Genomic DNA, 20,590 nt, shown 5'->3' with positions numbered 1-20,590 from the left:
GCGGAATGAATCCGCCTTTAAATTTATAAGTCCATCACTTATTCATCAACAATATCAGTAAATTCAGCACCTAATACCTTTGCTAAATCTTGTGGCGCAATTTCTACGCTTAGCCCACGTTTTCCGCCTGAAACATAAATCGTTTCAAACTCAAGTGCGGTGGAATTTATCACCGTTTTCACGCGTTTCTTTTGACCGAGTGGGCTAATTCCTCCTACAAGATAACCTGTACTTTTTTGCGCCGCATCTTTATCTGCCATTTCTACTTTTTTCACACCGATAGATTTTGCCGCTTTCTTTAAATTCAGCATATTGGTCGTTGCAAGCACAAAACAAGCGAGTTTTTTCTGATCGCCATTTTCTGCAACAAGTAACGTTTTGAAAGAGCGATTAGGATCAATACCTAATTTCTCAGCAGCTTCATCACCAAAATGTTGATTGGTCGGATCATGATCATAAGTGTGCAAGATAAATGGAATTTTTTGTTTTTTAAGTAAATCAATTGCAGGTGTCATTATTTCGTTCCTGGTTTTGGTGTAAAATAATGTCGATTATTTTACAGCGGAGAGAAAAATGGACGCAACCTTAAATATTGCGATATCAGCAGAATTTGAATTAAGTGAAAAAATTGTAGAGCGTTTAGAACAAAGTGCGCTTGAAATTAGCAGCGTTTCTATTGTTGAAATAACACCTTTTGAAGAAGAACAAAATATTCGTTTTCGTAATAAAGGCGTTGAACAACTTTCGCCAAATGAAGTTGAGTGGGCTGATTTTAATTATGTGTTTTTTGCAGGAAAACTTGAGCAAATTTCCCATATTGCGAAAGCAGCAGAACAGGGCTGTATTGTCATTGATATGTTAGGCATTTGCAGTGCGCTTTCTGATGTGCCCGTTGTTGTCCCAACGGTAAATGAATCACAGCTATTTCAACTGAGACAACGTAACATTGTTAGCTTGCCTGATCCACAAGTAAGCCAACTTGCTTTAACCCTTGCCCAGATTTTACAAGAGACGAATCTCAATCAAGTGTTTGTCACTTCTTTATTGCCAGCTTCTTATACGGATGCAGAAACCGTGACGAAACTTGCGGGACAAACCGCCCGTTTATTAAACGGTATTCCATTGGATGAAGAAGAAACTCGCTTAGCGTTTGATGTCTATCCGCATCAAGCACCTAATTTATCAAATCAATTACAACGAATTTTTCCGCAATTAGAGCGTGCCACATTCCATGCAATCCAAGTACCTGTATTTTATGGATTGGCACAAAAAGTCACCGCACTTTCAGATTATGATTTCGACTATCAGCCTCAAAATAGCGAGCTTGTCGCTTTAGAAGAAACCTTAATTACGCCTGTTCTTAATGGAGAACAAGAAAATGGCGAAGAATCAGTAAAACTTCATTTAAGTCAAATAAGTGCGATAGAAAATGGCGTAGAATTTTGGTCTGTGGCAGATGAACAACGATTTAATCTCGCCTTACTTTCAGTGAAATTGTTGGAAGGAATTTATCAGCAAGGTTATTAATACCAAGGAAATTAAGGAGAAGAGTATGCAAAATATTCTATTTATTATTCATTCATCCCCTTATGGTGACGAACATTTTTTTAGTGCATTACGTTTGGCATTACAGTTGCAAGAGCAACATAAAAGTGCGGTTAATTTAAAAATATTTTTAATGTCTGATGCGGTAACTGGCGGTTTAGCAAAACAAAATCCAGCAGAAGGGTATCATTTACAACAAATGTTGGAAATTTTAACGGCACAAGGGGCGACAATTAAACTTTGTAAAACCTGTACAAATGCTCGTGGTATCACTGAATTGCCGTTGGCGGAGGGCGTGGAAATCGGCACGTTGGCAGAGCTGGCAGACTGGACAATGGAAGCCGATAAAGTATTAAATTTTTAATTTTCTCGATAAAAGAAACCCGCCGCAAGTGCGGGTTCTTTTTTGCTTATTTTGTTGCGGCTTTCATTGCTTGAACAAATTCAGCTAATTCAGCTAAACATTGCTCGTGATTATCCAGATTCCGCTCAATGATTTTCACCGTTGCAGAACCTGAAATCGCACCCGCTGCCCCCAAAGTCAATGTTTCTTTAACTTGCTCTGGTTGAGCAATACCGAAGCCTTGTAAAATTGGCAGAGCATTATGTGCCTTAAGCTGTTCTACAAGGGTATCTAAATTTGCTGCATGAGCTTGGTTTTCAGCACTGGTTACACCTGCACGAGAGACTAAATAAGTATAGCCCTCGCTATTTTGTGCTACACCTTGGATCGTTTTTTCATCCGCATTTGGCGGGCAAATAAATACTGGTTGAATGCCATGTTTTTTAGCTGCTTGTACATAATCTTCTTTTGCGAGTAACGGAATATCTGCCACAAGCACAGCATCAACACCGACTTCTGCACAACGTTGATAAAAAGTATCTAGTCCTTTGGCAAAAATTAAATTGGCACAAAGTAACAAGCTAATCGGAATCTCTGGATATTTTGACCGCACTTTTTCTAACAACTTAAAGCTATCTTCAGTACTATGGCCCGCAGTTAAAGCTCGATTATTCGCAGCTTGGATCACGGGGCCATCAAGTAGCGGATCGGAAAAAGGAAAACCAAGTTCTAAAGCATCTGCACCGTTATCCACAAGCGTACAAATAATGTCAAAAGAACGGTCAAAAGTAGGGTCACATAAGGTGACGAAAGGAACAAATGCCCCTTCATTTTTTGCTTTAAGCGCAGCAAATTGAGTTTCAAAACGGCTCATTATTTCATTCCTTTTTCTGTCAAAATTTTATCTACGGTGAAAATATCTTTATCGCCACGGCCAGATAGATTCACGACTAAAATTTGTTCTTTGTTAGGTTCTTGATGAATCATTTTTAGGGCTTGAGCAAGAGCGTGTGAGCTTTCTAATGCAGGAATAATACCTTCATGTTTAGCTAATTCCTGGAAAGCATTCAATGCTTCATCATCGGTAATACTTGGATATTCTGCACGTCCAATGCTTTGTAAATAAGCATGTTGAGGTCCAACAGAAGGGAAGTCTAACCCAGCTGAAACAGAGTAGGATTCCTCTACTTGACCATCTTCCGTTTGCATTAAAGGGGATTTCATCCCGAAATAAATGCCAACCTTTGCATGACCTAATGGTGCACCATGTTCACCGCTTTCAATGCCTTTACCCGCAGGTTCAACGCCAATCAAACGCACATTTGGTTCATCAATAAAATCAGTAAACATTCCAATTGCGTTAGAACCACCGCCAACAGCAGCAATCACTGCATCAGGTAAACGACCTTCTCGTTCGAGAATTTGACGTTTCGTCTCAATCCCAATCATTTTTTGAAATTCTCTCACAATCGTCGGGAAAGGGTGAGGACCTGCAGCGGTTCCAAGTAAATAATGGGTGGTTTCATAGTTTGCTGACCAATCACGCATAGCCTCACAACAAGCGTCTTTTAAAGAGCAAGAGCCTTTTTGTACAGGAATCACTTCCGCGCCCATTAAACGCATACGAAATACATTCGGCGATTGACGCTCAACATCTTTTGCGCCCATATAAATACGGCATGGCATATCTAACATAGCACAAGCAAGGGCTGTCGCAACACCATGCTGACCCGCACCTGTTTCGGCAATAATACGCGTTTTGCCCATACGTTTAGCCAATAATATTTGTCCTAAAACTTGATTGGTTTTATGAGCGCCACCGTGTAATAAATCTTCACGTTTAAGATAGATTTTCGCTTTAGTACCTTTTGTTAAGTTACGACAAAGGGTAAGTGCGGTCGGTCTTCCCGCATAATTTTTGAGTAAATCTTGAAATTCACGTTGGAATTCAGGATCGTCTTTCGCGTCTACAAATGCTTTCTCAAGCTGTTTAAGCACTGGCACGAGTATTTCTGGTACATACATACCACCAAACTCACCAAAATAGGGATTTAAAAGAGTTTCTGACATTGTGTTTCCTTATTATTTTAATTTGAATTTCTTGCCACATTAAGTGGTGCAAAAGTTTGTGCTGTTGGCATCACTTCAATGCGATTAATATTAACGTGTTCTGGTTGCTGATTGAGCCATGAAACCATATTTGCAATATCTTGTGGCGTAACGTATCGCACATTTTCATAGAGTTTTTCTGCTCGTGCATCATCACCTTTAAAACGCACATTAGAAAATTCTGTTCCGCCACAAAGCCCTGGTTCTACACTGGTAACACGGATATTTTTACCCGCCAAATCTGCACGTAAATTTAAGCTGAACTGTGTTACAAAAGCCTTTGTACCACCATATACGTTACCGCCTGGGTAAGGGTAGGTGCCTGCAATTGAACTTAAATTAATAATATGGCCCGTATTTCTTTCGACCATTTGAGGTAAAACGAATCGAGTGATATTCACCAATCCTTTAATATTGGTATCAATCATTTGTTCCCAATCATCAAGATTCGCTTTATCGGCAGATTCTAAGCCAAGAGCCAATCCTGCGTTATTAACGAGTAAATCAATATTTTTCCATTGTGTAGGCAAAGATTTGATTGCTTCTTGAGTCGCTAGTCGATCAGATATATCGAAAGCAAGAGGAAGAAATTTTTCACCCAATTCAGATTTTAGTGAAGTTAAACGTTCGGTGCGGCGACCAGTACCAATTACAAAATATCCTGCTTGAATAAGTGTTCTACAGATTGCAGTACCAAATCCTGCAGTAGCACCAGTAATAAGGGCAATTTTAGACATCATTCTCTCCTTTTTATTTACGATATTTTTATACTACTACACTAGTACAAAAAAATATAGGAGTTTATGAAGAAATTTGAAGAAAAAGAATGGAAAATAAAAGCAAAAAGTGCGGTGAAATTCCACCGCACTTTTAAAATTAATGATGATGGTGTTCTGGTTTTGGTGGGAGTTTAGCTAATCCTTTACCAACAGGTAAAATTAATGTGCTATAGCTTGCAGATTGCTGACAAATTTGTTGATCTGCAAATGGTGTTTTATGAATAACTTTAATTTTCCAAATACCATCAATTAATGGAATGATATTCACACGTCCTTGACTATCTGTTTTACCTGAAAAACCTTGTGGTTCACGATGGCTTGTGCCTGCTTCAAGATCTTTCACTACAATAGTATCTGCTGTTGCAATTACAGTTTCGCCTGCTAATGGCTGATCTTGGTAGAAAATTTGAACTGGGAACGGTTCGCCTGATTTCACTTTACTTGGATCACTCAGAGGAACAATTTCAAGTGGTAAACCAACTCTTGTCATTGCCATTTCTGCATTTAATGGTTTTTTACCAACTGTAACAAGACTTTTACCAAACATTTGAGTTTGTTCACAATAAGTTGGATTTTCTAATCCTTTCAAATTATCCATTTTCCAACCTTCAGCATTTTGTGACCAAAATGTTGGTTTATAAGTCGCAGTCACCCAATAAGAGCCATCAGACAATGCTTTCTCTGATTGATATTGATAGTTTTCACCTTTTTGAACTAAGGTTTGTTTTTCACCATCTTGACGAATAATTTCCATTGGCGCAAAAATCTTTAAACGCGCTTCAGGAATTTTTTCTACGTAAGGGTAGTCTCCATAAGCTAATTCTGCTTTTAATACAGAACCTGATCCTAATTTTGCAGGCGCTTGAACCCAAACTTCATGAGCTTGCGCTGCACCCGCTAAAACCAATAAACTTGCAATTAATTTTTTTTCATACCTTTCCTTAATAAAAAATAGAGATGAGCATTTATAAAATAAGCGCGAATATTAAATGAAAATAACTATCATTTGAATGTTAATTTAGAGAAAATTTAATATTTGTGATCTAGATCACAAAAGACCTATATAAAGCATATAAAAAATACCCTAAATACTTAGTACTTAGGGTATTTCTAAATGTAGATAGCTGTTATTAATCGTCTTTTTTAGATGGCTTAATGCCTAATAAATTACAACTTAATTTACTGATCACATGTTCCGCTGTATTGCCCAATAATGCAGCAGATAAACCTGTACGGCCAACTGTGCCTAAAATCACTAACTCAGCTTCAATTTCTTTTGCGACTTCAGGAATCACTTCTTCTGGAAAACCTTCACGAACATGAGTATGGTCTTCACTAATACCAAATTTTTGACGTAATGCTTTCATATTAATGAGATGTTGGCCACGAATACCGTTTTCATAGCCTGAAGTATTAAATTCTGGTAAATCAATAGCCATGTTGATTGGAGCAGAAGGGTAGGCGGCAACTAAGTGAACATTACCACGATTTAGATTTTCAGCGAGTGACATGCCTGTTTCCACTAATTCTTGATTAAATTCATCTTGATAGTCTTGCTCACCAGAAACATTTACCGCCACAAGAATACGGCGTTGATGTTTCCAATCGCCATCGCGAACCATCAAAACAGGAACGGGACATTTACGAAGAAGCTGCCAATCCACTGGTGTGAAAATAAGTGAGGTAAAACTTTCTTCATCTTTAGTATATTTCACTACAAGATCATAATTGTGACTTTCGACTTCTTCTTTAATCGCCTCAGCTTCATTACTATTCCAAACAATGTGGGATTGCAATTCAATTTCAGGATCTGCATATTTATCTAAGTAATATTGAACCGCCTGTCGATGTTTTTCGATTACTTGTTGATGCATTTCTGAACGTTCTTCAGAAGAAAGTAAAGCCGACATTTCATAAGATAAATCATATACAGACAAAAGTGCGGTGATTTTTACCTTAGTTTCATTTTTTTGTTCTTTCACCAAACGCACGGCACGCGCAAGGGCATATTGTTTTTCATTTTCAGGATTGAGAACAACCAGGATATTTTTAAATTTCATAACAACCTCCAAAATTCACCATAGAATAAGAAAGAATCTTTTGAATGGCAAGGTTCGATTTTCAAAAAGGTGATCTAGTGCAAAATTTATTTTTAATGAATACAAAAAAGGCGTGAAATTCACGCCTTAAAATTATTCAACTAATGTTATTTTGGTTTTATTCGTTCCAGTTAATTCAATTAAAGCATTGAGATCATTAATTGTAATATATTTTCCTTGCACTGTAAGAACGCCTAGTTTTTGAAAGCGTCCCAATAATCGACTGATGGTTTCAACTGTTAAACCTAGATAGTTACCGATATCGCCACGCGTCATTGTTAAGCGGAATTCTTTAGCTGAAAAACCACGAGCAGAGTATCGTTTCGAAAGATTATGAATAAAAGCAGCCAAACGTTCTTCTGCATTCATTTTAGACAATAACAAAATCATTTCTTGATCACTTTTAATTTCATTACTCATTAAGCGCAAAATTTGTTGGCGCAATTTTGGCATTTTACCTGCTAAATCATCCAAAATATCATAAGGAATTTCACATACCATTGCGGTTTCTAAAGCTTGAGCAAAACTAGGGTGTTGCATTTGAGTAATTGCATCAAAGCCAACTAAATCACCAGGTAAATGGAATGAAGTGATTTGTTCTTCGCCAGATTCGCTAATAGTGTAGCTTTTGATCGTACCAGAGCGAATTGCATAAATTGAACTGAGGGGATCACCTGCTTTAAAAAGAACTTGTGATTTTTGGATAGGTTTCTTTCGTTCGATAATATTATCAAGCTGATCTAATTCATGTTCGTTCAGCGTAAAAGGAATGCAAAGTTGGCTAATACTGCAATCCTGGCAATGAATAGCGCAACCTCCCGATTGAACCCGGCGTCCTGCCTTGGTTTCTGCAACGAAATTTTTCATGTAAGCCTCAAATATTTCGAAAAATTAGTGTAAAATTGATCTAACTCAATAATCATACCACTAAATAGTCATTTTAAGAAGAGTAAAGCATTATGGCAGCAGAAAAATTAACAAAAAAACGGCTGATTCAGATTTTAATCATGTTATGTATTTTAGTTATTGCATTTGTTTGGCGATATTTTTAAAAAACCAGAAAATCCTTGCTCATTTTTAAAACAAATGAATTATTTCTAAAAAATTTTACTTGTCACACATTTATATATACGTATAATTCAACACCATTAAGCCTGGGTGGCGAAATTGGTAGACGCAGCGGATTCAAAATCCGCCGTTGAATAAACGTGTCGGTTCGAGTCCGACCCTAGGCACCACAATTATTTTAACCCTGCATAATTTTATGCGGGGTTTTTCTTTATAAAATCCATATCTCAAATAAAAAATAAGCCTAGTGTAATACTAGGCTCATAAATACTTTAGTCCCTTAGACTAAGCTTCAGTAGCAAGGTTACCTAAATCTTTATCAACTAAGAATAAACCTTTACCATCTTCGCCAAGAAGATTCAATTTATCCAAGATACCACTGAATAATTTTTCTTCTTCATGTTGTTCTGCTACATACCATTGTAGGAAATTAAATGCAGAGTAGTCTTTTTCTTCAAAAGTTTTACCTACTAATTCATTGATTTTACTTGTAATCAATTTCTCATGTTCATAGGTAATTTCAATTACTTCTTTTAATGATTTATATTCATGTGATGGTGCTTCAATTGCAGAAATTAGAGCAACTGAGCCAGTCTCATTTAAATAAGTGAATAATTTACGCATGTGTTGCATTTCTTCAGCTGCATGAGCTGATAAAAATTTTGCAGCACCTTCAAAACCTTTTTGCTCGCACCAAGCACTCATTTGTAGATATAAATTAGAAGAATAAAATTCCAAGTTCATTTGGTCGTTTAATAGTTTTACTACATTTACTGATAACATTTTATTTCTCCTATCTATTATAAAGTTGCTAACTCACGATCAATAAAGAACAATGCTTTACCATCTTCGCCAACAAGGTTAAATCTATCAATAATTCCACTAAATAATTTTTCTTCTTCGTGCTGTTCTGCTACGTACCATTGTAAGAAGTTAAAAGTAGAATAGTCTTTATTTTCAAAAGTAACTTCAACTAATTCATTGATTTTGGACGTTACCAATTTTTCATGTTCTAAAGTTGTTTCAAATACTTCTCTTAATGAAGAATAATCGTGCTTAGGTGCATCGATTTTTCCTAGAAGCGGCATACCACTAGTTTCACTTACATAATTGAACAATTTTTGCATATGTTCTAATTCTTCATCTGCATGACGAAGTAAAAATGCCGCAGCACCTTCATAGCCATGAATTGAGCACCATGCACTCATTTGTAAATATACATTAGAAGAGTAGAACTCTAAATTTATTTGGTCATTCAGCTTGTTTGTGATGATTTGATTAAGCATAACTAATTCCTTTCCATTTGATTGATAAAGTGCAATAAAACTTGACTTGCGATTCTCATTTTAAGCTTACAAATGAGAATTGCAAGTTTTTTATTAAAATAAAATTCATATAACCAATTAATTTTAAAAAGAAAATTAAAAAACAATTATTCTCATTTGAGTAATCTAGGCGCATAAAATAATTACAATGTCACAATTAAAGATGTTAAATCTACTACCAAATCTTCTGTCAATTTATTCAGATTTCACCTAGCGCAATCTAAATCCAGAATTAAATATTATTGCTTTAACTTTTTAATGGAGAAGAAGCGGAGTATCCCTTTTTGACAACCTAACAAAAAGTTACTTTTATATTCACACGATTTAACATAATATACATTATGCGAAATTAGTTATCAGGTTAGCGGAAACTAAGGATTAAATAAATCACACAGTTATACACAAGTCACAGGTACTAGTAAAACAAGACAAAATAAGGCTAGATAACACGTTGTAACGTATTATTTTATAGAGTTATTGAATGGATGAATTGAAATGTAAGGATAATGTAAAGGTGAAATAAGCTAAATCTATGTGATTACGCTACGTAAAATCTGGATTATTTTTTGGATAATTATTCCCAGAATAAATAACAAAAAAGCACGTTTTTATTAAAACGCGCTCTTCTAAAAAATGTGACAACGTATCGACTAACCTAGTAGTTTTATACCGTATTCATATACTTGTTGTAGCAAAGATAGTTTTTCAGGCTTATCTGAATGTTCCTCCGCTAAACGTTGTAAACTTGATTCAAAATCTACCGCACTTTTTTCAAGTTTATTCTGTCTATATTTCTGCCATTTAATTTGTTCAGCGCGTGTGAGGGTTTTATAAAAATGACGAGCGCGATAATGGAACAATAATTCAGGGATACGTTTATCTTCAAAAGCTAAACCATGTTCAGCTAATTTTTCTGCAGGTAAACTACGTAAAATAGACATATTGTTTTTATCAGCATTGCTGAAAAAGCCATTGTATAGCTCAGTTTCTACATTATCATTCGATTCAAATTGACGTTCTTCATTAAAAATATCCGTCACTTTTTCTCTAATATCAAAAGATGCTCGTAATTTTGCAAGATTATCCAAGCATAATTGTCGATCAATACCCAAGCGATTTGCTGTTTCTGGCAACAAGGTTTTGGCTGGCGCTAAAATAGGACATTTATTGATATGCACAAGCTTTAACGGAACGGATGAAACGCCTCTTTCTTCTAATTCCAATTTTTTGGTATATAAATCTGTCCGCAATTCATCCGCACTTTTGGCTAATAAATTATCAATATCGCCAGTTAAATCACAAACAATGAGTGCATTTTGGTTTGTAGGATGCCACGCTAAAGGCGCAACCCAAGTGCAATTTCCACGATAATTCCCTAACATACCAGAAACATGCACTAAAGGCGCCATTGATCCTGTATCAACCAATTTTTCAATTTCTTTTTTACCTCGGTTTTCAAAGAAATATTGGAATAATTTAGGCTGTTTTTCTTTAATTAATTTCGCCATAGCAATAGTTGCATACACATCTGCCATCGCATCATGGGCATTTTCATGCTCAATACCATTTGCTTTAGTGAGTTTTTCTAAGCGAAAGCTTGGCATACCATCATCGTCATAAGCCCAATTTATCCCTTCTGGACGCAGCGCATAGCAAGCCCGGACCAAATCCAGTAAATCCCAACGAGAATTGCCATTTTTCCAGCTGTATTCATAAGGATCAATAAAATTACGATAAAACGTATAACGCGTCATTTCATCATCGTAGCGAATATTGTTATAGCCCATGACACAAGTATTGGGTTGGGAAAATTCTGCTAAGATATTTGCGGCGAATTCAGGCTCAGAAACCCCCTTTTCATTACATTCTTGTGGTGTAATTCCTGTGACCATTACGGCGTCAGGAGCCGGTAAATAATCGTTAGTTTGTTTACAATAAAACATTATTGGTTCACCAATGATATTAAAATCAGCATCTGTACGAATACCCGCAAATTGCGCAGGACGATCTGTTGCTGGATTTACACCAAAACTTTCATAATCGTAAATAAAAAAGCTGAAATCTTTTGCCATGACTACTCTCTTTTACGCGATAAGTTTATCTAAATAATATAGGCAGAAAATAGCTGATAAACTGAAAATAATACCTATCCAATTTAACTTGCTAATTTTTTCTTTAAAAGCTAATGCGCCAGTTAGCGTACCTAAGCAAATTACGCCAATGTTCATTCCCGCGAAAACAAGCGTCGGATTTCCAGCAAAACTTTGATGTGCTTTTATATAGAATAAAATATTAAAGAAATTCAATACACCTAAAACGATGCCGCTAATTACACTTGATGATGTCCATTGGGCACGTTTTAAGAATAAATAGATAAACATAACGCAAGCTGCAAGCGAGAAGGAAATAAACAATGTTGCAGGGAATGCACCGCCGCTTTTCGCCACTTGCTTGAATAAAATATCAATAATGCCATACCCAAACCAAACGCCGATTAATCCTAAAACACCTTTAAAATTAACCGCATTTTGCCCTTGATTTGGCTTAGTTAATAAACAAAATAAACCAATAAAGGCTAATACAATGCCAATGATTTTAGATTGGCTTAGTGTTTCATGAAAAATTAAAAATGCCGATAAAATAGGAAGAAACAACGAAAGACGTTGTGCTGCGTCAGAACGTACAATTCCAGCAAACTCCACCGCTTTTGACATAATAATAAACACGCTAGGTAACAATAAACCTAGCGCTAAAAAAATGGGTGAATTTTCGCTTTGTACGATGTAATCAGTAAATTCTAAGCCTTTAAAATCAGGTTTGAGTAAGAAATAACTGAAAGTGATGGCCGTGATGTAGTTGAATGCTATAGCTTGTTCAATAATAATATTTTTTTTACGGGCTATTTTAAGCAAAACTGAAACAGCTACGCTGCAAAGAATGGCAAGAATAAGATTGTGCATTTAAATTCCTTATATAATTAAAGTGCGGTCAAAAATCTTAAAATTTTAACCGCACTTCCCTTCTATTTTTTATTCTGTCGCACCGAATCCGCGTAGACCAACAACGTGTACATGTTCTTGGTTGCCTGCGATTTTACGTACGAGTTTATAGGTTGTACCTTTTTCTGGGCTAATGTTTTCTGGCGCAGCGATAAGTAACTGCATATCCAAACGTTCGCAAAGTTCGAATAAGGTAGAAATAGATTTACCATCCAAACGCGCAGCTTCATCCAAGAATAGTAAACGACATGGCACGATGTCTTTACCGCGAATACGGCGGCTTTCCTCTTCCCAGCTTTGTACAACCATTAATAGGATAGACATACCCGTACCGATCGCTTCACCTGTTGATAATGCGCCACTTTCAGCACGTAACCAGCCATCAGCACCACGGAAGACTTCAACTTCTAACTCGAGGTAATTACGGTAATCCAATAATTCTTCACCGATAGTTTGCGCTGTGCGTTGGCCCATATCAATATGCGGGTTAATGCGTTGATAAAGTTTCGCAATGGCTTCAGAGAAGGTAATACGATTATCACTGAATAAATCTTGATATTCTTCTTGTTTACCAGACAGCGCGTCAAGCAACATCGCATGTGTATCGCGAATATTGACCACTAAACGTACTGATTTTACCTGACCGAAAGCAATATTTTGTAAACCTTGATTCAACATGCGAATACGATTTTGTTCACGTTGAATGGTTTTACGCATAATATTCGCTACACTTTCAGAACTGATCGCCAATTTTTTCTCACGACCAGTCAATTCTTCTGTTAAGCGATTAAGCTCAATTTCCATTTGCTCAATTGCATCAATCGGATCATCCGTTTTAATAATATCCTGACGAATACGTTCACGAAGATGTTGATATACAGCAATAAAGAAGCGAACTTTATTTTCTGGTTTGCGGCTGTCTTCAGAAATACGTAATGCATCGCGGAGATACTCATTATCAGCCACAGCTGTACGTAACGCACCTAATGCTTTATCCGACATTGAACGTAACTCATCAGCAGATAAATAAGCCAACTCACGACGATTGAGTCGTTTTTCCACATCAGAATTTCGAGATAAACGCAGAACCACGCACCAGCTGACTTTTGCTGCTACAACCAATTCACGTTGAGTTTTGTAATCACGTTCCGCTTTGCGAATGCGTTTATTTAAGTTCTCCGCTTCGCTTTCAATAAGCGTTAATTGTTTTTCAACATAAGAACGACGTTGACGGCTTGTTGAAAGTTGTTGATATAACTCATCACGACGATTTCTTGCACGTTCCTCTGCCCCTTCATCAGCACGCACGCCCAATTCACCAATCTCAGCAATTAATTCTTTCAACAACTGATTTTTACTGTCATAAGAACTTTGCAATTGGATAAATACTTGGTTGTATTGTGCAAATTGGCTTTGTTTTTGACGTAATTGTTCACGTTGAGCATCACGTTGTGACTGCAATTGTTCCAAACGTTGACGAAGTTGCTCATTAAGCTCTGACGTTTCTGCTTGACCTGCATCTTCATAGCTGAAGTGATTTTTACGTTGTACTACATCCGCTAAAGCAAATACACGTTGCTGTACTTGTTTTTGACGTTCAATCGCTTGGGTTAAATCAGCTTTTAAGCGTTCATAGTTTTCTGGATCACTTTGTAAGGTATTGGCAATCGGCTCTAATTGTGACAACGCAACGCCATGTTGACGAATAAAGCTTTCATCTTGTTCTGCAATATCTAGTTGTTCACGGCATTCTTCAATACGATCAAGTAATTCTTCATCAGCAAGCAAGTTAAGCTGCGGCATTAACTTATTCAACAATTGCATTTTTTCTTTGGCATTATCCAATTTAATGCGAATTTGTTGTTCGGTGCTTGAGAATTGATTGAGCTCGCGATCAATTTCATTGCGTTCTTGATTGATTTCCGCCATCACCTCTTCTGGGTTTGGTTGGAATGCAAGCGCTAGATGTAAGCCAACAAATTGACTAAAGTGTTCGTGTAAACGTTGACATTTTTGTACATCAAAGGCGATTTGTGCGTATTCTTCCGCAATTTCATCACGTTTAGCTTGTAATTCTTCTAAATGTTTTTCACGTGCAGCACGGCCAAATAATGGAATTTGCGGGAATTTTGAATAACGCAATTCACGATCAGACACTTGCACCACAACGCCCATTTCAAGCTCTTGAGCTGAAAGTACGCTGTCATCAAAAGCATTTGGGTCACCTTCGATTAAATATAAATCGTCTGGACAATCTTCTAAATTGGCTAATTGTTCACGTACCGTGTTGAGATCACGCACAACAATAGCATGACGAGCTGGACCATAAAGTGCTGAGAAATAAGGTGCATCTTCAATTGGAACATCATCATACAATTCAGAAAGCAATACACCGCCAAATCGTTCTGCAAGCACATTCAAGCGAGCATCTTCAGAACCATCAGGTTGGCTTAAACGAGAAATTTGCTCATCTAATTGTTGACGTTGCTTCTCTAAATTGTCACGTTGAATAGTCAGCTCACGTTCTTTCACCAATTGTGATTGCATAAAATGCATCACATCTTGACTATGTTCGAAGGTTTCACCACTTTGCTCTTGTAAGCGTTCTAAAGCGGCTTGAGCAGTCAACCAAGCTGGTGCTTTACGAGCATTTTCTTCGTAAAGTGCGGTCAAACTTTCACGTTTTTGACGCAAGGTTGAACGGTTTTCTACTTGCTCTGCAAGTTCTTCATTTAAACTTTCAATGAGTTCTTCTTGTTCAGCATGGAATGCTTCAAGTTCATCATCAGTTTCTAAAGATAAATCAGCACGTTGATTAAAATCAGCCAATAATTTAACCGCACTTTGTTGTTGAGCATAACGCTGCTCTAACTCATGTAATTTTGCACGTAATTGAGGTGTTTGTTGTGCCTGAATTTTTTGTGTTGGATATTCACGCAATAATTCTTTAGCACTTTCCCAAGCACTTGAACGTGGCATATCGCCAGCAATTTTACATACCAACTGATAGGCTTTATCGAATTGTGATTTTGCCGCTTCAGAAATAGACATTTTATGTTCTAACTCAAGCACTTGCTCAGTAAGGCTTTCAGCATGCGCAGCAAATTCTGCTTGGTAATCTTCCGCATTTTTTACGCTCAAATCCGCTAAACCACATAAGGTTTTCGCTTTTTCAAGTGCGGCAATTGCTTGTTGATATTGCAATGCACGGGTTTGTTGTGCATCTAATGCTTGTTGATAATCCGCAAGTTGCGCACGTACTTGGTCAATTTCAAGTTCAGTTTGCTCAAATTGTGCTTGGCTTTCCTCAAGCTGTTCGGTTGCGGTTTCCACAACCATTTTTTGTTCTTCTAATTTTTCTGTAAGCTCAGCTACGTCTTCTTGATAGCGCGATACTTTTTCTTGATGACGTAACGCATTTAATACCAAGTTTAGATGGTCTGCCGCACTTTGGTGATCGACTTCTAAAGTACGTTCATTTTCTGCCAATTCTGCAGCTTCACGGCTTAAGTCAATTAAGCGATGTTGTGATAACTCTTGCTCAGCTTTTGCTTTATACCAATCACGACGGAAACCTAGAGCCGCTTCAATATTGCCTCGGCGTTCATTGGCATTACGCATATAATCTGATGCCACATAATTAGTGGTTTCGGTAATTAAATGTTTAAATAAATCACGGTCAGATTGGGTAACTTTAATTGCTTCAAGGGTCATGCGGTTTTCACGTAACGCACTTTCCATATCCTGGAAAGCTTTGCGTACACCAAGGTTTTCTGGCAATAAGTAATCACGTAAAGAACGGGTAATAGCGCTGGAAATACCACCGTATAAAGAAGCTTCGATTAATTTATAGAATTTGCTACGGTCTGAGGCACTACGTAAGCGTTTTGGAATGATGCCCAAATCAAACATCATGCCGTGATAATCGGTGATGGAATGATATTGCTTAAATTGTGCACCAAGGTTTTCAATTTTGTCTTTTAATTCATTTAAATTGAGTACACGTGCTTGACGCTCACCGACTGTTTCAGTGAAAAGTGCGGTTGGATTTAAGGATAATTCTACACCTTGAATCGAGAATGTTTTTAAATCCACTTTCTTATCTCGACCCGCAATTTGTTGCAGACGCACACCTACGAGAATTCGTTGGTGACGGGAATTGATGGTATCCAATACTGCATAACAAACGCCCGGACGCAATTTGCCGTGTAAGCCTTTATCACGAGAGCCGCCTGTCGAGCCTGCTTCTGTGGTATTACGGAAATGCAATAAGGTTAAGTCTGGAATTAATGCTGTGACAAAACCCGCCATGGTTGTGGATTTACCGGCACCGTTACCACCGGAAAGTGTGGTCACCAATTCATCCAAATCAAAGGTACGGGCAAAGAAACCATTCCAGTTAATTAAGGTTAGTGAACGGAATTTACCACGTTCTACCCCATTATGTTGATTTAATACAGGAGCAATAAACTCTTCTTCAACCTGTTCGGTTGATTGCTCAGGTTCGTCTTGATAGATTTCGTTTTCAAGTTCTAATACATCAGACATTATTCTTGTTCTCCTGCATCATCAAATTCTTCATCAATTTCGACCGCACTTTCTTCATCATCAAGGTCATCAGAATAGCTTGCCGCTTTTGCTTGTTTTTCCAATTCGAGGGATTGCGGTGTTGCCGCTTCCCCATCACGAATTAAGCGAGCTTGTGCTTCTAACGGATCATCACCAGAACGTACCTCAGCCCCAAAACGGAAAACTGATTCTGAAATAGTAAATTTACCGCTATGCTGTTCGCCTACGGTATGAATCATACCTAAACGGCGTAAACGACCGATCGCCGCACGTACTTTTTCAGATAATTTTTGCTTATCTAAATCTGAACCGCTGGAACGTTGATTGACGGCTTTCAATAACTTGCCTTCGTCTGCTAAATTCAGTAATTCATCATAGACTTCTTGCGTACTGAAAATACCTTGCTGTGCCAAACGTTCTGGGCTTAAATACAAATAACAAAGCACTTTTCCTACCAACATCTCTAATTCGGAAAGCACTGAACGGGCAATTAAGGTCGTGGCTTTCGGACGTAAATAGAAAAAGCCTTCCGGTGCGCGAATTAATTCCACGTTGTAACGGCGATAAAAACCATCCAACTCATTTTGGAAATCCATCAAAAAAGCATGATTATCTAATTGATCTGTGCTGATATGGCGACCTGAACGCAATAAACTGTCCACTGCCGGGAAAATAGGATTTGCAATGGCATTTGCCAATTTCGGGGAAATTACATCTTGAATATCTGTCATGGTTAATTTCTCATTTTATAAATTCGTTTTTTAATAAGCCACGAAATTAATATTTATCAATCACATGCGCTTGTACTTCTGCGCCATAATCGTTAATTTCTTGCCATTGCGGATAAAGACCGGCTAAATCATCATTTGCCATACCTAAACGCACTGCTTGATCCACAATAATACGCGCCACATCAAAATGACGGGAAAGTGGATAAGCTTCTAATTGTTCTTTTAAGACTAAACTTAAATCAATCGGACGATTATTTTCACGGTATTGAATGAGTAAGCCTTGCATATGTTCGACGATTTGATCATGTAAATCAGCCAAAGATTCATATTGCAACTCTTCAGGTAATTCACCCAATGCATCATCTTCACGTAATACCATTTCTTCATCACGCAGATCGACCAAACGTTCCGCTTGAGCAGTCCACAAGAACCAAGGATGATCGAAATAGCTGTGGATAGAATTACGCAAGCGTTGTGAGAATACACGATTTTTATCCATATCAATGGCGGTACGGATAAATTTATGCACGTGACGGTCATAACCAATCCATAAATCGATGGCTTGTTGCCCCCAGCTAATAATGCGGTCGAGCTTAGATTGTAAATCGGTAATTAATTGTTCAATAAAATACAGCTCATCATGGCCAATTACACAATCTTGAATACGTAATAATTGAGCCTGCAACTTATCACCTGCGGCATTTAAGGTATCTTGTAACTCACGTAAATTGCCTGAAGTTTCATCTAATAAACGTTCACAGCTAGAAATTGCTGCCTGCCAATCTTTGGTAAGTAAATTCGCAATTTCGTCCTTAATGCTTTGCTGATTTTCATCCATCACACGTTGTGATAAATCGATACTATCAAAAATCTCTGCCACAGAATATTTTAATGGAGCGAAAACATTCCGACGCCAAAAATGCTCATTCTCCCCTTTTGCTGCACCTTCTTCTGCTGCATCAGATGCACGCTGAATTTCATCAGCCACAATAGAAAGCTGTACAGAAAGACGCAACGCAGAAAACTCACGCTGACGAATATAATAATCTGATACGCCAACACCTAATGGGGTGAGACGATAAATGGAAAGCCCTTCAGTAAATTCACTGCTGAAACGGTTAAGAAAACGCTGTTTCACCAGTTCATTGATAGCATTATTGGCACGGGTGGCAATCGCGTCCGTTGATTGGTCAAAGGCACTGACTGTATGACGGAAAATATCCACTAAATCGGCTTCTAACATCTCACCGTCTAAACGTTCATTGTTATAGATGGCAATAGCCAGTAAAAACACCAAACGCTCTGTCGGCAGATTTAACGAAAATTCCCGCTCTTTCGCCCATGAGACGAGTTCAGGAATGGTTTGTGAGGTTTCGATCATTCGATTACAAAAGCTTAAAATTGAACAAAAAATTTCTGAGATTATACAGGATTTTTTGTCGTGCTTGAAATCTTCTTGTAAATTGACCGCACTTTTACTATTTTTCACGTATAATATGCGTCTTTCATGAATAACTTAAGATAATAAAATGAGCGATTTACCCCAGTTAGCCCAACAAGAAAAAAAACAAACCTATAATTTCAATAAATTACAGAAACGTCTTCGTCGTAACGTAGGCAACGCTATTGCAGATTTTGGTATGATCGAAGATGGCGATAAAGTCATGGTGTGTTTATCCGGAGGCAAAGACAGTTATACGCTTCTCGATATTTTATTGAATTTACAGCAAAGCGCGCCGATTAAATTTGATATTGTGGCAGTAAACCTCGATCAAAAACAACCGGGGTTCCCTGAGCACGTATTGCCTGAATATTTGGAAAGTATTGGCGTCGATTACAAAATTGTACAAGAAAATACTTACGGAATTGTGAAAGAAAAAATTCCTGAGGGAAAAACCACTTGTTCGCTCTGCTCTCGCCTACGCCGTGGAATTTTATATCGTACCGCCACAGAACTTGGTGCAACCAAAATCGCTTTAGGACACCATCGAGACGATATGTTAGCGACACTATTTTTAAATATGTTTTATGGCGGCAAAATGAAATCCATGCCACCTAAATTGATTTCTGACGATGGCAAACAAATTGTGATTCGTCCGCTTGCTTACTGCAAAGAAAAAGATATTGAAAAATATGCCATCGCGAAGGAATTTCCGATTATTCCTTGTAACCTATGTGGCTCACAACCAAATCTTCAACGCCAAGTGGTAAAAGAAATGCTGAATACTTGGGAACGACAATATCCAGGACGCTTAGAAACCATGTTTAGCGCAATGCAAAACATTACATTGTCACATATGTGTGATCCAAAATTATTTGATTTCAAAGGAATCAAGCATGGGCAAATAATTGATGGCATTGAAGGCGATACCGCATTTGATGAAGAACGAATCACGCCAATGCAATTTGAGGACGAAGATCAAACCGATTTTTCAAACAACGAAATGATTAACTTTAAAGAAGTAAATTAATATGTTGAATATCAATGGAATTGAAGTTGAAACTGACAAAGACGGTTACTTGCTCCATGGCCAACAATGGAACGAAGATGTCGCTCGTGCTATTGCACAGTTAGAAAATATTGAATTAACAGACGCCCATTGGGAAGTGATTTACTTTGTGAGAGACTTTTATCAAGAATATAACACCTCCCCTGCCATTCGTATGTTGGTAAAAGCCATGGCTGAAAAGCTTGGTTCGGATAAAGGTAATAGCCGCTATTTGCAACGTTTATTTCCTGAAGGCCCTGCAAAACAAGCTACAAAATTAGCTGGCTTACCGAAACCTGCAAAATGCTTATAAAAGTGCGGTCAATTTTTTGAAAGTTTTAAACGCTTAGTCTTTTAGATTAAGCGTTTTTCTTTTTGGTTGAATTTACAATTCAAGAACAATAAGAAAAGAAAATATTTTATAAGTACTATAACGCAATCGTAGATCACGTAAAAAACTTATAAAATTGTTGATGTTATTAAATAATTCAATAATAAAAAAAGGGCAAAAATGTCCCTTTTTTTATTTATTTA

Annotated in this window: 18 protein-coding genes and 1 tRNA gene; 5 read left to right on the top strand and 14 right to left on the bottom strand. The window is 37.4% G+C overall.

All coding sequences use genetic code 11. The features are described 5' to 3' along the window. Positions 1-38: 38 nt before the first annotated feature. Positions 39-515, bottom strand: coding sequence for a Cys-tRNA(Pro) deacylase (gene ybaK / locus AAX18_RS04985; protein WP_046953167.1), 477 nt, complete (start codon positions 513-515; stop codon positions 39-41). A 58-nt stretch (positions 516-573) separates the two neighbouring features. Between ybaK and AAX18_RS04980 the strand changes: the two genes are divergently transcribed. Together AAX18_RS04980 and AAX18_RS04975 are read left to right on the top strand one after the other, a co-directional pair. Beyond that, complete coding sequence (locus tag AAX18_RS04980) at positions 574-1,527, top strand: oxidoreductase (protein ID WP_046953166.1); 954 nt, start codon at positions 574-576, stop codon at positions 1,525-1,527. 25 nt (positions 1,528-1,552) lie between these two features. Next, complete coding sequence (locus tag AAX18_RS04975) at positions 1,553-1,909, top strand: DsrE/DsrF/TusD sulfur relay family protein (RefSeq protein ID WP_005631701.1); 357 nt, start codon at positions 1,553-1,555, stop codon at positions 1,907-1,909. Between the two features lie 46 nt (positions 1,910-1,955). On the opposite strand, the gene trpA is transcribed toward AAX18_RS04975, so the two are convergent. The 6 genes from trpA to AAX18_RS04945 form a co-directional block, all read right to left on the bottom strand. Next, the gene (trpA, locus tag AAX18_RS04970; protein ID WP_046953165.1) at positions 1,956-2,762 is read right to left on the bottom strand and encodes a tryptophan synthase subunit alpha; all 807 of its coding nucleotides are present in this window, start codon (positions 2,760-2,762) and stop codon (positions 1,956-1,958) included. Beyond that, entirely contained in the window at positions 2,762-3,958 is a 1,197-nt protein-coding gene (trpB, locus tag AAX18_RS04965) for a tryptophan synthase subunit beta (protein ID WP_046953164.1), read from the bottom strand. Before trpB ends, trpA begins: the two co-directional genes overlap by 1 nt. Before the next feature lie 17 nt (positions 3,959-3,975). Then, positions 3,976-4,734 carry an SDR family oxidoreductase gene (locus AAX18_RS04960; RefSeq protein ID WP_080948116.1) on the bottom strand — a complete coding sequence of 253 codons (759 nt, stop codon included), beginning with the start codon at positions 4,732-4,734 and terminating at the stop codon, positions 3,976-3,978. Positions 4,735-4,873: 139 nt separating this feature from the next. Continuing rightward, positions 4,874-5,722, bottom strand: a complete 849-nt coding sequence (locus tag AAX18_RS04955) for a DUF4198 domain-containing protein (protein WP_046953162.1) — start codon at positions 5,720-5,722, stop codon at positions 4,874-4,876. A 184-nt stretch (positions 5,723-5,906) separates the two neighbouring features. Continuing rightward, positions 5,907-6,836, bottom strand: a complete 930-nt coding sequence (gene uspE / locus AAX18_RS04950; RefSeq protein WP_046953161.1) for a universal stress protein UspE — start codon at positions 6,834-6,836, stop codon at positions 5,907-5,909. A 132-nt stretch (positions 6,837-6,968) separates the two neighbouring features. Then, the gene (locus AAX18_RS04945; RefSeq protein ID WP_046953160.1) at positions 6,969-7,742 is read right to left on the bottom strand and encodes an FNR family transcription factor; all 774 of its coding nucleotides are present in this window, start codon (positions 7,740-7,742) and stop codon (positions 6,969-6,971) included. Between the two features lie 285 nt (positions 7,743-8,027). Here AAX18_RS04945 and AAX18_RS04940 point away from each other — a divergent pair. After that, positions 8,028-8,113: transfer RNA gene (locus AAX18_RS04940), tRNA-Leu, on the top strand. A gap of 115 nt (positions 8,114-8,228) precedes the next feature. Here AAX18_RS04940 and ftnA (AAX18_RS04935) read toward each other — a convergent pair. The 7 genes from ftnA (AAX18_RS04935) to mukF all read right to left on the bottom strand — a co-directional run bounded on the left by ftnA (AAX18_RS04935) (position 8,229) and on the right by mukF (position 18,948). After that, the gene (gene ftnA, locus AAX18_RS04935) at positions 8,229-8,726 is read right to left on the bottom strand and encodes a non-heme ferritin (protein WP_046953159.1); all 498 of its coding nucleotides are present in this window, start codon (positions 8,724-8,726) and stop codon (positions 8,229-8,231) included. 17 nt (positions 8,727-8,743) lie between these two features. Continuing rightward, positions 8,744-9,229, bottom strand: a complete 486-nt coding sequence (gene ftnA / locus AAX18_RS04930; RefSeq protein WP_005634630.1) for a non-heme ferritin — start codon at positions 9,227-9,229, stop codon at positions 8,744-8,746. A 689-nt stretch (positions 9,230-9,918) separates the two neighbouring features. Then, entirely contained in the window at positions 9,919-11,340 is a 1,422-nt protein-coding gene (gene sbcB, locus AAX18_RS04925) for an exodeoxyribonuclease I (protein ID WP_046953158.1), read from the bottom strand. A gap of 12 nt (positions 11,341-11,352) precedes the next feature. Then, the gene (locus tag AAX18_RS04920; protein ID WP_046953157.1) at positions 11,353-12,228 is read right to left on the bottom strand and encodes a membrane protein; all 876 of its coding nucleotides are present in this window, start codon (positions 12,226-12,228) and stop codon (positions 11,353-11,355) included. A 69-nt stretch (positions 12,229-12,297) separates the two neighbouring features. Then, on the bottom strand, positions 12,298-16,815 hold the full coding sequence (gene mukB / locus AAX18_RS04915; RefSeq protein WP_046953156.1) for a chromosome partition protein MukB: 4,518 nt from the start codon (positions 16,813-16,815) through the stop codon (positions 12,298-12,300). Then, on the bottom strand, positions 16,815-17,567 hold the full coding sequence (gene mukE, locus AAX18_RS04910; RefSeq protein ID WP_046953155.1) for a chromosome partition protein MukE: 753 nt from the start codon (positions 17,565-17,567) through the stop codon (positions 16,815-16,817). Before mukE ends, mukB begins: the two co-directional genes overlap by 1 nt. Positions 17,568-17,613: 46 nt before the next feature. Continuing rightward, complete coding sequence (gene mukF, locus AAX18_RS04905) at positions 17,614-18,948, bottom strand: chromosome partition protein MukF (protein ID WP_046953174.1); 1,335 nt, start codon at positions 18,946-18,948, stop codon at positions 17,614-17,616. Between the two features lie 148 nt (positions 18,949-19,096). On the opposite strand from mukF, the gene ttcA reads away from it, so the two are divergent. Together ttcA and AAX18_RS04895 are read left to right on the top strand one after the other, a co-directional pair. Next, the gene (ttcA, locus tag AAX18_RS04900) at positions 19,097-20,038 is read left to right on the top strand and encodes a tRNA 2-thiocytidine(32) synthetase TtcA (RefSeq protein WP_046953154.1); all 942 of its coding nucleotides are present in this window, start codon (positions 19,097-19,099) and stop codon (positions 20,036-20,038) included. 1 nt (position 20,039) lies between these two features. Then, positions 20,040-20,369 (top strand): TusE/DsrC/DsvC family sulfur relay protein, encoded by a 330-nt coding sequence (locus AAX18_RS04895; protein ID WP_046953153.1) that lies wholly within the window; start codon positions 20,040-20,042, stop codon positions 20,367-20,369. The last annotated feature ends 221 nt before the right edge of the window (positions 20,370-20,590 follow it).

Source organism: Haemophilus haemolyticus (genome assembly GCF_001008205.1).
GTDB classification, from domain to species: domain Bacteria; phylum Pseudomonadota; class Gammaproteobacteria; order Enterobacterales; family Pasteurellaceae; genus Haemophilus; species Haemophilus haemolyticus_Q.
This window is presented reverse-complemented; position numbering and strand designations above follow the sequence as displayed.

Coding starts and splice junctions, on each gene's coding strand:
- AAX18_RS04920 (WP_046953157.1), bottom strand. CDS start 12,228: ATGCACAATCTTATTCTTGCCATTCTTTGCAGCGTAGCTGTTTCAGTT.
- sbcB (WP_046953158.1), bottom strand. CDS start 11,340: ATGGCAAAAGATTTCAGCTTTTTTATTTACGATTATGAAAGTTTTGGT.
- mukF (WP_046953174.1), bottom strand. CDS start 18,948: ATGATCGAAACCTCACAAACCATTCCTGAACTCGTCTCATGGGCGAAA.
- ttcA (WP_046953154.1), top strand. CDS start 19,097: ATGAGCGATTTACCCCAGTTAGCCCAACAAGAAAAAAAACAAACCTAT.
- ybaK (WP_046953167.1), bottom strand. CDS start 515: ATGACACCTGCAATTGATTTACTTAAAAAACAAAAAATTCCATTTATC.
- trpA (WP_046953165.1), bottom strand. CDS start 2,762: ATGAGCCGTTTTGAAACTCAATTTGCTGCGCTTAAAGCAAAAAATGAA.
- mukB (WP_046953156.1), bottom strand. CDS start 16,815: ATGTCTGATGTATTAGAACTTGAAAACGAAATCTATCAAGACGAACCT.
- AAX18_RS04975 (WP_005631701.1), top strand. CDS start 1,553: ATGCAAAATATTCTATTTATTATTCATTCATCCCCTTATGGTGACGAA.
- uspE (WP_046953161.1), bottom strand. CDS start 6,836: ATGAAATTTAAAAATATCCTGGTTGTTCTCAATCCTGAAAATGAAAAA.
- AAX18_RS04945 (WP_046953160.1), bottom strand. CDS start 7,742: ATGAAAAATTTCGTTGCAGAAACCAAGGCAGGACGCCGGGTTCAATCG.
- AAX18_RS04895 (WP_046953153.1), top strand. CDS start 20,040: ATGTTGAATATCAATGGAATTGAAGTTGAAACTGACAAAGACGGTTAC.
- AAX18_RS04960 (WP_080948116.1), bottom strand. CDS start 4,734: ATGTCTAAAATTGCCCTTATTACTGGTGCTACTGCAGGATTTGGTACT.
- trpB (WP_046953164.1), bottom strand. CDS start 3,958: ATGTCAGAAACTCTTTTAAATCCCTATTTTGGTGAGTTTGGTGGTATG.
- ftnA (WP_046953159.1), bottom strand. CDS start 8,726: ATGTTATCAGTAAATGTAGTAAAACTATTAAACGACCAAATGAACTTG.
- mukE (WP_046953155.1), bottom strand. CDS start 17,567: ATGACAGATATTCAAGATGTAATTTCCCCGAAATTGGCAAATGCCATT.
- AAX18_RS04980 (WP_046953166.1), top strand. CDS start 574: ATGGACGCAACCTTAAATATTGCGATATCAGCAGAATTTGAATTAAGT.
- ftnA (WP_005634630.1), bottom strand. CDS start 9,229: ATGCTTAATCAAATCATCACAAACAAGCTGAATGACCAAATAAATTTA.